The organism is Priestia megaterium, from assembly GCF_041941685.1.
GTDB lineage: Bacteria > Bacillota > Bacilli > Bacillales > Bacillaceae_H > Priestia > Priestia megaterium_C.
On sequence record NZ_CP130958.1, the window covers coordinates 3840166 to 3852543 of the forward strand.

The 12378-nt window shown below is 37.7% G+C and carries 13 protein-coding genes; 3 read left to right on the plus strand and 10 right to left on the minus strand.

Features of this window, described 5'->3' with window-relative positions:
- Window positions 1–73: 73 nt before the first annotated feature.
- The 3 genes from Q5794_RS20420 to Q5794_RS20430 are packed head-to-tail and all read right to left on the minus strand — an operon-like array spanning window position 74 to window position 2442.
- Complete coding sequence (locus Q5794_RS20420; RefSeq protein ID WP_214984498.1) at window positions 74–1012, minus strand: MBL fold metallo-hydrolase; 939 nt, start codon at window positions 1010–1012, stop codon at window positions 74–76.
- Window positions 1013–1036: 24 nt separating this feature from the next.
- A complete protein-coding gene (locus Q5794_RS20425; protein ID WP_374988393.1) occupies window positions 1037–1963 on the minus strand; it encodes a DMT family transporter in 927 nt (308 codons plus the stop codon).
- Entirely contained in the window at window positions 1960–2442 is a 483-nt protein-coding gene (locus Q5794_RS20430; RefSeq protein WP_328244073.1) for a GNAT family N-acetyltransferase, read from the minus strand. Before Q5794_RS20430 ends, Q5794_RS20425 begins: the two co-directional genes overlap by 4 nt.
- Before the next feature lie 222 nt (window positions 2443–2664).
- On the opposite strand from Q5794_RS20430, the gene Q5794_RS20435 reads away from it, so the two are divergent.
- Window positions 2665–3285 (plus strand): LysE family translocator, encoded by a 621-nt coding sequence (locus Q5794_RS20435; RefSeq protein ID WP_374988394.1) that lies wholly within the window; start codon window positions 2665–2667, stop codon window positions 3283–3285.
- A gap of 277 nt (window positions 3286–3562) precedes the next feature.
- Window positions 3563–4996 carry a sodium:alanine symporter family protein gene (locus Q5794_RS20440; RefSeq protein ID WP_164796308.1) on the plus strand — a complete coding sequence of 478 codons (1434 nt, stop codon included), beginning with the start codon at window positions 3563–3565 and terminating at the stop codon, window positions 4994–4996.
- 63 nt (window positions 4997–5059) lie between these two features.
- Here the strand turns inward: Q5794_RS20440 and Q5794_RS20445 are convergent, their stop codons facing one another.
- Window positions 5060–5512, minus strand: coding sequence for a CBO0543 family protein (locus Q5794_RS20445; RefSeq protein WP_214984493.1), 453 nt, complete (start codon window positions 5510–5512; stop codon window positions 5060–5062).
- A gap of 157 nt (window positions 5513–5669) precedes the next feature.
- Entirely contained in the window at window positions 5670–6635 is a 966-nt protein-coding gene (locus Q5794_RS20450; RefSeq protein ID WP_214984492.1) for a bile acid:sodium symporter family protein, read from the minus strand.
- A 291-nt stretch (window positions 6636–6926) separates the two neighbouring features.
- Here Q5794_RS20450 and Q5794_RS20455 point away from each other — a divergent pair, with 291 nt between their 5' ends.
- Complete coding sequence (locus Q5794_RS20455; RefSeq protein WP_025750169.1) at window positions 6927–8033, plus strand: mechanosensitive ion channel family protein; 1107 nt, start codon at window positions 6927–6929, stop codon at window positions 8031–8033.
- Between the two features lie 41 nt (window positions 8034–8074).
- Here the strand turns inward: Q5794_RS20455 and safA are convergent, their stop codons facing one another.
- The 5 genes from safA to Q5794_RS20480 all read right to left on the minus strand — a co-directional run bounded on the left by safA (window position 8075) and on the right by Q5794_RS20480 (window position 12288).
- Window positions 8075–8698, minus strand: a complete 624-nt coding sequence (safA, locus tag Q5794_RS20460; protein WP_374988395.1) for a SafA/ExsA family spore coat assembly protein — start codon at window positions 8696–8698, stop codon at window positions 8075–8077.
- 137 nt (window positions 8699–8835) lie between these two features.
- Complete coding sequence (locus Q5794_RS20465) at window positions 8836–10200, minus strand: hemolysin family protein (protein WP_025750170.1); 1365 nt, start codon at window positions 10198–10200, stop codon at window positions 8836–8838.
- Window positions 10201–10812: 612 nt separating this feature from the next.
- Window positions 10813–11043, minus strand: coding sequence for a hypothetical protein (locus Q5794_RS20470; RefSeq protein WP_057233971.1), 231 nt, complete (start codon window positions 11041–11043; stop codon window positions 10813–10815).
- Window positions 11044–11157: 114 nt separating this feature from the next.
- On the minus strand, window positions 11158–11877 hold the full coding sequence (locus tag Q5794_RS20475; RefSeq protein WP_025750171.1) for an NAD-dependent protein deacylase: 720 nt from the start codon (window positions 11875–11877) through the stop codon (window positions 11158–11160).
- Window positions 11878–11889: 12 nt separating this feature from the next.
- Window positions 11890–12288, minus strand: a complete 399-nt coding sequence (locus Q5794_RS20480) for a universal stress protein (protein ID WP_192996395.1) — start codon at window positions 12286–12288, stop codon at window positions 11890–11892.
- Window positions 12289–12378 lie beyond the last annotated feature (90 nt).

Consider the following 12378-nt stretch of genomic DNA (forward strand, 5'->3'; position numbering starts at 1 on the left):
ACCAATTGAATAAGCCCGGCTGCTCATAACATAGTATGAACAGTCGGGCTTATTTATCATTATGCATAAACTATCAAAACAGTTCTCTGCTTTTGCGTTTGATATTTCCATTAACAAAATACTGTATTCTCTCTTTTTGCTCATTTGTTGGCTTTTTATACGTTTCACATTCAAACTGAAAACATGCTTTTTCTAAATCGACTTCATTTCCTACAATTTCTCCAATCGCACTCAATTGGTTTAAATCTCGCCAAAGTTCCTCAGGAGTTTCAGGGTCAAAATGAGATGAGAGATAATACTGCGCATCATATTTTTTAAGCTCTCTCTGAATCCGCTCAAAGTCTTCTTTATCATAACTCCAGTCACCGCTGTAAAAATCTGGACATAGACAATCACCTAAAAACAGGACTTTTTCTTGGGGTATGTAGACAATAGACGAGTCCTGCGCGTGTACTCCTCCAATATGCTGAATGCAACAAGTGGTTCCACCTAGGTCAACTTCCATATGATGATGAAACGTTACGTCTGGCTCCTGTAAAATTAACGCCTCTCGACTCGGCATTTCTTTCTTGATCATATCCCGGCAAAATTCAATTTCCTCCCCCTCCTGGACGCGTTTATCCAAGGAATCATCGTCCCAGCGCAGTGTCTTTAAATAGGCCAGCTTTTTCTTTGTTAAATGATGGCTGATTGTATACTTATTCATTGCATGAATACCAAATGTATGATCCCAGTGCCAATGCGTAATAGCTACTCCTTTGATTGGAGGGACGCCCATTTTTTCCACTTCTTCTAAAAATGATGATGCATGCGCAGGAGAATTCCCGGCATCTACGATGAAACTATACTTCTCCCCGCAGATAAGCCCGAGCACCGGCCGATCCGTTTCTTCAGAATGAGGAAAGTAATAAACGTAATCGGTTAGTTTTTTCAGCATATTTACACCCGCTTTATGTAGTTTAATAAAAGCCTCTTTACCAAATGGTAAATAATGATAAATAAACTGTATCATACTCGGTGCTGCTTGCCTATCCAATTAGCTGATATTGGACTTTTCTTGAAGAGCCATGACTTTTTCCAGCTCTGCTGCTTTGTACTTTAAGAAGATCATCACACTAATCATCACAATCATTCCTCCCACTAGCTGAGAAACAGTTGTCATTTCTCCAAGCAAGAAATAAGCGAGAATGATGGCACCAATTGGCTCGCCTAAAATAGCCATTGAAATTGTTGTAGCACCTACGTACTTTAACAGCCAGTTAAATAAGGCATGACCAAAAATATTAGGAATAAGCGCTAAAAGCAAAAAGATCCACCAATCTTTTGTGTCATATTGAGTCAGCGATACGTTTGTACAAATATTGTAGACAAATAGAACCAGGCCACCGATTAAAAAAACGGCGAAGCTATAGATGATTGGAGGCATTTTCCTGCATAATTCTTGCCCCGCCAGCATATGAACAGAAACGGCCACTGTACCTAAAATAGAAAGTAAGTCTCCGTAAAGAGCCGTTTTGGATACTCCGATATCTCCCGATGCGATAATCACTGAGCCGCTAACAGCAATTAAAATGCTGATGATTCCTACTTTGCTTGTTTTTTCTTTAAATAAAAAATAAGCTCCTATCACTACAAAGACCGGCTCAAGCGCAGTCAAAATCATAGCGCTAGCAACTGTTGTATGTGAAAAAGACTCCATCCAAAACAGAAAGTGAAGCCCTAAAAACACGCCTGATACAGCTAGCATTAGCCATTCTTTTACCGTGCTGTTTTTAAAAAGAATTTTCATTTGCCTCCATGGTAAAAACGGTAAAAATAAGAGGACCGTAAACAGCAGTCTATACATTCCTAAAATAGAAGCAGGCGCGTCCGACCATTTAATTAAAATAGAAGAAAAAGAAACGGCTAATACACCGATTAAAAGAAAGACAGGAGGCGGTAAAGGAAGAGTTGATTTATTCATGCCATTACCCCTTTTAGAATCTCTTTTTTCATATTCACTACAGGAATATCCACTCCGTCTCTATGTACGATTTCTTTTTCCTCTATGTAAAAGCCGATTGATTCATACAAAGCTATATTACGAGAAACACTCATTCTCACCTTGCATGATAAACTTTCCTTGCCACACTCTTTGGCGTACGTTTCTAACCATTGAATAAGCTGTTTAGCCATTCCTTTTCCTTGAAAAGCAGGAATAACAGACAGGCGGTAAAAATATAAGCTTGTTTCTTCTAGCGTAAAACGCGCCATCGCTACCGGCTTATTTTCGACGTATAAAATGACAGCTTCTTTTCCGTGCTTTAACGATTGCATAATAGATTCCATTGTTTCATTAAGAGCACTGGATGGCGGGACAGAATCGCGATAGACGGAGAAGGCTTGCAGCATAAGATCGTGAACTGTAGCAGCGTCCTCCGGCTGTGCTAAACAGTACTTCATAAATTTTTACCCTCTTTCTATAAAAATTAAGTATATCGAATCATTATACAACACCACCTATTTTTTTCCTACATCTTTTATTGATTTTTATTAAGGGGAATAACCTCTTTTTACGCTTTTACTCCTTCTTAACTTTACTCCATTAATCTATTAATTCATTAGCACACACTCTTGAGAACTTTTTGTCGAAATGGTTAAAATTCTGTTGGGAGGGGAATCATCATGACATTTTCTTGGCTTATACCTTACATAGCCGTGTCACTTATCATTGTCTTAATACCAGGACAAGACATGATTTTTGTAATGACACAAAGTATTGCTTCAGGCGTCAAAGCAGGCATCAAAACCGTATTGGGATCTATTACGGGAACATTTGTACATACTCTTTTAGCCGCAGTGGGGCTATCTATTATCTTTCAAAAATCAATTATTGCCTTTACGATTCTAAAGGTTGTAGGTGTTCTGTACCTGCTGTTTTTAGCATACCAATCGTTTCGCGAAAAAAGCGGTCCGTTGGAAGTAACAGAAAACGTTCAGCAGCACCATCACTTTAGAAAAGGATTTGTTAGCAACTTAACCAATCCAAAAGTAGCTATTTTCTTCATTACTTTCTTACCGCAGTTTGTTAATTCGTCTCTTGGACATGTAAGTTTGCAGATGATTTTGTTTGGTATCATCTTTATCGCCGAAACGCTCATCATCTTTTCACTTATTGCGCTATTTGCTTCTGGCCTTGGAAAAAAAGTCAAAAAAAGCCGTATCTTTCAGCACACATTAAAATATGTAAAAGGGACGGTTTTTGGCGTACTTGGCCTAAAACTTTTATTTTCTAGCAACAATTAAGTAAAACAAAATGAAATTTCTTTCATCCCTGCTGTTACCGCCTTTTCATACCCACTTCATTTGTCATATCACCCTATTTTTCCATGTGAGGTTAGTTGACAAAAGACCAAAATTATTATTTTATATATATATAAGGTTCAGATTTAGCAACAAGATTCGACAAGAATAATGAAGAAAAACAGCGGGGAAGTAGGGAGATCTATCTAAATAGAGGGAAAATTCTATAAATTCACGTTTTTTATTATTATTCTACTATAATTTATGAAGAGGTGAAACTATGCAAGAAGTAGTTCAAGGTTTTGTTAGTTCAATCAACGAATTTCTTTGGTCCTACTTACTGATTGCGATGCTGATTGCATTTGGTTTGTTTTTTACATTCAGGTCAAAGTTTTTACAAATTCGATTATTAAAAGAAATGATTCGTGTATTAAAAGAAGGTGCGGATAGCTCTTCTAAAGACGGAATTTCGCCATTCCAAGCGTTTTGCATCAGTATGGCAGCCCGCGTTGGTACGGGGAACATTACAGGTATTGCGATTGCGATCGCTTTAGGGGGACCTGGTGCTGTATTTTGGATGTGGGTGCTTGCCGTTATTGGTTCAGCTTCAGCATTTATCGAAAGTACATTAGCACAAATATACAAAGTAAAAGATAAAGACGGCGGCTTCCGAGGCGGACCGGCTTACTATATGGAAAAAGGTTTAAAGAAGCGATGGATGGGCGGACTGTTTGCTGTCTTAATCACTTTATCATTCGGCTTAATTTTTAATGCTGTACAATCGAACACGATTACTCTTGCGTTTGAAAATGCGTTCGGAACAAATCGTTTAGTGTTAGGAATTATTATGACAGTGGCTTTCGCTGCCATTATTTTTGGCGGAGTTAAGCGTATTGCAAAAATGTCAGAATACATTGTTGTGGTACTAGCTGTTGCCTACATTGCAGTAGCACTCTTCATTATTATTATGAATATTCAAGAAATGCCTTCTCTTATTGCGTTAATCGTTAAAAATGCATTTGGTTTCGATCAAATTGCCGGAGGTTCTCTTGGAGCAGCTCTTATGCAAGGAATTAAACGCGGATTATTCTCAAACGAAGCTGGTATGGGTAGTGCTCCAAATGCAGCCGCTGCTGCAACAACAAGCCACCCGGTAAAACAAGGATTGATTCAAGCATTTGGTGTATTAACAGATACGCTTATTATTTGTAGCAGTACTGCCTTTATCATTTTGCTTTCAGGTACTTATACAAATAAAAATTTAAGCGGTATTGAGTTAACACAAGCTGCTTTAAGCACTCACATTGGTTCTTGGGCAACAGGTGCTCTTGCAATTATGATTTTCCTATTTGCTTTTAGTACATTAATTGGTAACTACTACTACGGAGAAACAAATATTGAGTTCTTGAACACAAATAAAGCTTGGCTGATGACTTATCGTGTTGCTGTACTTGCAATGATTGTGTTCGGTTCTATTTCTCAAATTCAGCTTGTATGGGATTTAGCAGACCTGTTTATGGGCTTTATGGTAGTAGTCAACTTAATCGCCATTCTCTTGCTCTCGAAAGTGGCCTTTGCCGCACTCAAAGATTATCTTGGCCAAAAGAAAGCTGGAAAAGACCCTGTCTTCTATCAAGACAGCATTTCTGGACTTGATAATATTGATGCGTGGGATCATTCAAAAGATAAATCTAGCTCGAAAGAAGCGATCTAATAAAAAAAGCCGTGAATATTCACGGCTTTTTTTATTGTGCAAATTTACTTCTTTTTCTTTCTTCTAGTGAAGCAGTCTAAGACTAACCAAATACCTATAGTATAAATAAATCACGCCGTACGGAGTCCAGTAGGAAAAAAATGTCCAGCCGAGATTCCATCCGTTTCCGTATATTACTCTTTCCATATGCACATACGTTCCTTCTAAAAATGTGGTAAACAGCGCAATAAGAAAAATAAAAAAATGAGGCTTTCCAATTCGCTGGATTAAAAAAATCATATAGCTGGCCAATACAGGATAGACGCCTAAATTAAAAGGCAGCGCTTCTAATGCTTCATTTTCTAAAGAAGTGCGGAGTTTCCAAAAACCATAATAGCTCCCTAATTCATTGATAACGATTGCTAAAATGCAAAAAGCAGTTCCTACTAAAGGCAGTAAACGACGATTTTTAGGATGTAAATAGAATGTGCCAAAAATCCAAGGTAAAACAAACGCCAGCGCTATATTGATAAGCAAAAATACCCGACCTTTTTCTTTCTAGTATGCCACACCGTTCCTTTTTCTAATCATCTCGTTATCTTGAACGCAGCAAGCGTAAAAGCACCTTATCTCTCCTCATTAAAACAGAGTGCTTACTTTATGATTACTATGGTTCCTCCCTTGCTTCTTCCATTTATTTTAATGAAACAAATTCAGCGTCTTTTTTCTCGTAATAGTTTTGAACTAAACGCCCTGATAAAGCAGCTAATACCTGCTGAAATAACATCCCCAGTACGACGGGTACAGCAACGGGAGCTGGAAAATAAGATACGGCTAATACGGCTCCGGCGCTAATATTTCTCATGCCTCCGCAAAACGTAAGCGTCACAACTTTTGCTCGGTCCCATCTTAGCCATTTGCCAATCATCCAGCTGAAGAAATAACCAGCTGAACTCATTAAAAAGACGATCACGATAATAAACAGCATTTTTTTATCAATATGTTTTAAATAAGGTGCAATCACTCCCCCGTTTATCATAACCATCACACTTAACCCTATTTTCGAAACAGGTGCCAGCTTTGGTCCTAATGTCTGCTTAATTGTTCCTTTTGTATATTGATTTAAGCACATGCCTAACAAAGATGGAAGGACAATCATAAAACATAAATCTTTGACTAACTTTAGCGCTTCCAAATGCACGGTGTCTCCAACCACCAATAAAAGCGTATAAGGAACGATAAGCGGCGCCAAAAGAGTATCAATTAAAATAATGGATAGCGCAAGAGGAATGCTTCCTTTGTAAATCGAGACCCATATAAAACTAGTCACTCCTGTTGGAATAATCGCTGCTAGCAAAAGACCCGTGCTTGTAAATACATCATGTGGAAAAATCACTTGGCCAACGCTCCAAGCCCACGCTGGCATAAAAATATGTAAAACAAACAGGGCCATAATGATTGGAAATGGACGGTGTATCGTGGCATTTAACTGGTGAAAGTTTGAATTCAAACTTCCGGCAAACGTCATTAATGCAAAAAGCCATGGAATTAAGAAGGTATACTGGCTTAATGACGAACCGATAAGAACTCCTATGAGCAAGCTGACCGGCGTAATAAACGGCATCAATTTTTCTAGCATTTTATTCAATTGACTTAACAAAACTTCTCCCTCCAACGAACGTTTTAAATAAATAATAAGATAAATTAACGTTTATAATATCATCTATTTATTATACAACTTATTTTCAGACTATTGTCTGTCTCTTTTACTAAAAAGAGATATATTCATAATTATCACTTAAATAGATTTACAGGTATTTTTGTGCTATTTTAATAGGGAAGAAGCTTTTAAAAAGCATGAATTTAGGGTAAAGAACACTCTACATAGAAATGCTTTCAATCGACGGATATAAATGGACTGTAGCACAGTTTTGGTAATTAGGAGGATTGTATGGATTTTTTGAAGTCTCTGTCATCGTTAGATGATTGGAAAAAAATCGTGATTGCGATTGGGATCTTTTTGATCTTTTTAATTCTTCGCAAGCTTTTCACGACTTATTTGTTTAAGTTTATTATTGGTTTTGTCAAAAATAAAAAAATCAATTTAATTACGAGCGTTTTAGAAGCTTTTGAAAAGCCGCTGCGCTGGATTTTTGTCATTATTGGTTTCAAGCTTGCTCTTCCCTATCTTCCCTTTGATGTTTTAACAGCTGACACGGAAAGACATTTAGTTCGTTCAGCTTCTGTTGGCCTTGCAGGATGGGGCTTGTATAATTTAGCTGCTTCTACCAATTTATTTTTTGCAACGTTTGCCAAAAATTTTGATATCCAAGTGGATCGAATCATTATTCCTTTTATTGAAAAGTTCATCCGCATCGTTGTTGTTATGCTTTCTATCTCCATCATCGCAGAAGAATGGGGTTTTAACGTAAACGGCTTTGTAGCAGGTCTTGGCTTAGGTGGTCTTGCTTTTGCCCTAGCCGCAAAAGACACCGTTAGTAATTTATTCGGCGGAATTGTGATTATTACCGAAAAGCCTTTTACCATTGGAGATTGGATTAAGACACCAAGTGTTGAAGGCGTTGTAGAAGATATTACGTTTCGAAGCACCAAAGTTCGAACGTTCGCTCAAGCAGTCGTAACGGTTCCAAATGCTACTCTTTCTAATGAGCCTATTATTAACTGGGCTAAGATGGGAAAACGTCAAATTGCCTTTCATTTAAACTTGAATTATAATACACCAAAGGAAAAGTTAGAAACCGTAGTGGCAAGAATTAAAAAGATGCTGACGGAGCACGAAGAAATTCACAATGAAACGATTCTTGTTAACTTTGACGGTTTCTATGAATCCAGTCTAAATATCTATCTGTATTTCTTTACAAATACAACCGTTTTTGCTGATTATTTAGATGTAAAAGAAAATATAAACTTCGAAATTATGGACATTCTTGAAGAAGAAGGCGTAGAATTTGCTTTCCCTACGCGCACACTCATCGTTGAGCAGGACGGAAAGCTTTCTGGCAATCCAAAAGAATTTCTAGAAAGTGCTCGAAGCTAAAAAAAGCTGACTACTAAGTCAGCTTTTTTTTCCTTTCTTTTTTAGTTTGAAATGAACATTTGAGTCCAGTAATGGCCGTAGCTTCCACCTTTAGCGTAACCTACTCCAATTTCGGTAAATTGACTCGATAGTATGTTTTTACGGTGACCTTCGCTATTCATCCATGCGTTAACCACTTCTTTTGGAGTCGCTTGTCCAGCAGCGATATTTTCACCTGCTGTACTGTATGTAATGCCAAAGTTTTTCATCATGTCGAACGGACTTCCATATGTAGGCGATGTATGACTGAAATAATTTTTATCAATCATATCCTGCGATTTATAGCGAGCAACGCGAGCTACTTCCCAATTAGACTTTAACGGCTTAAGTCCTACTTTAGCACGTTCTTGATTCACTAGCTGAACCACTTGCTCTTCGTATGAACTTCCTGCTTTATCGGTTGGAATAGTAATTTTCTGTCCCGGATAGATCGAATTAGGATTTTTAATAGCAGAATTCGCTTCAATCAGCTCGGAAACGCCAACCTGATATTTTACTGCTATTTTCCACATCGTATCTCCCGATTGAACGGTATGTACGATTGCTGCTTGCGCAGTGTTATTAAGACCAAAAGCTAGAGTGACAGACAACAATGTTACTAATAAAAGTTTTGATAGAGTTTTCATACTTTTATTAAAGCAAATTGATTTCAAGATTCATAGCGGTAATATTATCCCTTAGTTCCATCATATGACTTTTTTATCTTCCAGCACGCTTTTTTCATAAGAAAGGCGCATTGCTTTTTTGCAATGCGCCTTTTTTGTTACGAAGATAAAGCCTGTGACTGGTTCATGTCCGACACATTAACCGCTTCATCCGTGCTTTGATGCACCTGACGTTTTTTGATCACATCAATATATTGAATGTGATGTCCTTCCATTTTCGTAACGGTAAAGTCATACTGATCAAAGCTAAGGCTTTCTCCTTGCTTGACGTCATATTTTTCCGTCAAGACCCAGCCTCCAATTGTATCAACATCCGTATCATCAATTGTTGTGCCAAGCAGCTCGTTAAGCTCACTTACTAATAATTTTCCATCTACAATATAATGATCGGGTTTGACTTTCTGAATTAATGGAAGTTCATCCGCATCAAATTCATCACGAATTTCACCGACAATTTCCTCTAAAATATCCTCTACTGTTACAATCCCTGCTGTTCCTCCGTATTCATCAATTAAAATAGCCATATGGATGCGTTCACGCTGCATCTTAAGCAATAAATCATGAATAGGAATTGATTCAATTACTTCAATAACAGGACGGATATACTGTTTTAAATTTATTTTTTCCTTGCTGTTGTTCATGACAATCTCGGTTAAAATCTCTTTCATATTGACCATTCCAATAATATGGTCTTTATCTCCATCAATGACCGGATAGCGGGTAAACCGCTCTTCTTGGACCATCTCAAGGATGTATTCCACCGTATCTTCCTGGTCAATCGAAACGACTTCCGTACGCGGCACCATAATCTCCTTGGCAACGCGATCATCAAAGTCAAAAATTTTACTTACATATTTAAACTCCGATTGATTGATTTCACCGCTTTTATAGCTTTCTGATAACAAGATGCGAAGCTCTTCTTCACTGTGTGCAAGCTCATTTTCTGAAGCAGGCTTTAGACCAAATAACCCTGTTATTAAACGAGAAGAACTGTTTAATAGCCAAATGAAAGGATAGGTTACTTTATAAAAGAGTATAAGCGGACGAACAAATAATAAAGTGACTTTCTCTGCTTTTTGAATTGCAAATGTTTTCGGAGCAAGCTCTCCGACCACAACGTTTATAAATGTAACAACCGCAAAAGAAATCGCAACAGATAGTACTTTTGTTAAAGCTCCGCTTATCCCTAGTTGATCAAGTAATGGTGACAGGAGATGCGAAAGTGTAGGCTCTCCTAACCAACCAATTCCCAGCGCAGTAATCGTAATACCAAGCTGACACGCAGATAAGTATTCATCTAAATTTGAAATAACTTGCTTCGCAGCTTTTGCATTGCTGCTCCCTTCTGCTATAAGCTGATCCACTTTGGAACTCCTCACGCGAATAATCGCAAACTCGGTAGCAACGAAAAAAGCAGTTAATGCAATCAGTACCGCTAGTAAAATCAAGTTAAATATGTCCAATCAAGTTCCTTAGCTCGTTTAAAAACGAGTAAGGACTCACCTCCTAAAAAATAAAAAATTTGGATAAAGAACTCTATCCCTGTATTGATCACTTGGAAAAGTGCATATAAGGAGGAATCACATGATAAATGTATAAACATTTTTATATGGAGCAAAACTGCCAGTCTTTCTTCCTTATCTCACGTTTCACCCGTTAATATAGCAGGTCATTCTTTATTCAGCTGTTCTAGATGTGAAGCAATGGCTCACATTGCTTCATTTCATGATGTTGCTTCAGCGCTGATTCTCTCTTCCGTTCATTTATAAAAAATTTAGTAGTTTACAATCTTTATAAAGTTAAAGTCTGTTAACGTCTTAAAAGAGCGATTATGTGATAAAGAGCGATATGCGTGAAGCAAATGTAGGTTTATATAATACTGTATTGTACGCTTTGACACTGGTGCATATAATGCTACTTCGCCAACGTGGTACACTGCCCCATCCAATCACCTCTATTTCCGTATATCTAAAAAGAATAAGGAATAATTATCCTATTTCTTTTTAAACTTATTGACTTTATTTTAAATGTTAAAAACTTTGCAGTCAAACGTTTTAGTTAGTCTCCTGCCCTTGCTATTTACTGGTGCGGCGATTTTTAGCAGGTAAATAAAAGCTTGCTGCTACACAAAAAAAACCAAGGACAAAACAGATAATGGGGAGTTTCATACCTATCGCTTCAGCATAATAAGTGAGACTCCTTCCGTGAATAGGGACAAGATTCATTTCAAAAATCAAAGTCAAAACAGCTGTCACTTTGAGTGCAATACCAACAATGAAGAGACAAACTCTCAAGCCTACACTCATATGCGAAAACATCCCTTCTATCCATTAGCGAATGGATGATGTACTACACCATATGATACATCCCTACACTTTATCACTAAATGCTAAAAAAGCGCTATGTCCATGCATAGACGCTTATAAATTTGCGACCACTTGTCCAATGGAATCATAGATAACCAAATCAAACAAATAATCGTAATGCGTAGGTTCTTTATTAATCATCACCATGTTTGTACGATTGTACCGGCTCACAAGCAGCGGAATCTGATTAATCGGTGCTACTTCAAGCGATGAACCAAGCACGATGAATAAATCAGATGACAGCGCTGCTGTAACTGCCTCATCGAACTGATGAATGGCATCTCCAAAAAGAACAACATTTGGCTTTAAAAGGCGCTCACACGCTGTACATTGTGGGAGAGCTGACTGATTTAAATACGCTAAGTCATACTCTTCTTTACAGCTCGGACAATGAGCTCTCTTAATGGATCCATGAATTTCAAAAACGTTCGTGCTTCCTGCATCTTGGTGCAAGCCATCAATATTTTGCGTAATTACATGCACAGTTTTGGCTTCTTCTAGTTCAGCAATAAAGCGATGGCCCGTATTTGCTTTATACTGATGCAGCATTTTAATATGAAAAATTTCTTTAAACAGCGGCCAAAATTCATGAGGATATTGTTCATAGAAGTCAGCAGCTACTATGTCCACAAAGCTTTTATTTTGGCGATATAAGCCATTTTGAGAGCGAAAGTCCGGTATGCCCGACTCTGTGCTCATTCCTGCTCCCGTAAAAAAACAAATGTGTTTAGCATCATCAATGAGCTGTTTTAATTCTTTGTACTGTTTTACCATTGCATTTCTCTCCTATTTAACAATTAGCACAGGAATCGCTACTTGCTGTGCAATCTTAGAACTCACACTTCCAAGCAGCATGCCTTTTACAGGATTTAACCCTCTGCTTCCTATTACTACAAGGTCAAATGAATTTTGATTAGCAAATTGAATCACTGTTTTAGCCGCGTCTCCATGCATAAACGTAATCTCATACTCCACGTTTCCTTGCTTTAAAATTTCATCTGTTGTATGTATCCGACTTTCCCTTTCCTCGTCGCGGCTAAGTGATTTTAATCTTGAATCACCCTCTACTGCATAAATAACTTGAATAAAACTGTTTTCCGTCAGCTGAGCCAGCTGAACGGCTTTTTCTGTTGCTTTAGCTGCATGCTCTGAGCCATCTGAGGCAAGTAAAATTCGTTTAAACATCACGCTTCCTCTCCTCTTTTGTAAAATGGTCTTCTCTCTTTACTATATCACTCGCTGTTCAAATGTAATCATTTTTTTGATTATTTCTAT

Coding starts and splice junctions, on each gene's coding strand:
- Q5794_RS20420 (WP_214984498.1), bottom strand. CDS start 1,012: ATGATACAGTTTATTTATCATTATTTACCATTTGGTAAAGAGGCTTTT.
- Q5794_RS20425 (WP_374988393.1), bottom strand. CDS start 1,963: ATGAATAAATCAACTCTTCCTTTACCGCCTCCTGTCTTTCTTTTAATC.
- Q5794_RS20430 (WP_328244073.1), bottom strand. CDS start 2,442: ATGAAGTACTGTTTAGCACAGCCGGAGGACGCTGCTACAGTTCACGAT.
- Q5794_RS20435 (WP_374988394.1), top strand. CDS start 2,665: ATGACATTTTCTTGGCTTATACCTTACATAGCCGTGTCACTTATCATT.
- Q5794_RS20440 (WP_164796308.1), top strand. CDS start 3,563: ATGCAAGAAGTAGTTCAAGGTTTTGTTAGTTCAATCAACGAATTTCTT.
- Q5794_RS20455 (WP_025750169.1), top strand. CDS start 6,927: ATGGATTTTTTGAAGTCTCTGTCATCGTTAGATGATTGGAAAAAAATC.
- safA (WP_374988395.1), bottom strand. CDS start 8,698: ATGAAAACTCTATCAAAACTTTTATTAGTAACATTGTTGTCTGTCACT.
- Q5794_RS20470 (WP_057233971.1), bottom strand. CDS start 11,043: ATGAGTGTAGGCTTGAGAGTTTGTCTCTTCATTGTTGGTATTGCACTC.
- Q5794_RS20475 (WP_025750171.1), bottom strand. CDS start 11,877: ATGGTAAAACAGTACAAAGAATTAAAACAGCTCATTGATGATGCTAAA.
- Q5794_RS20480 (WP_192996395.1), bottom strand. CDS start 12,288: ATGTTTAAACGAATTTTACTTGCCTCAGATGGCTCAGAGCATGCAGCT.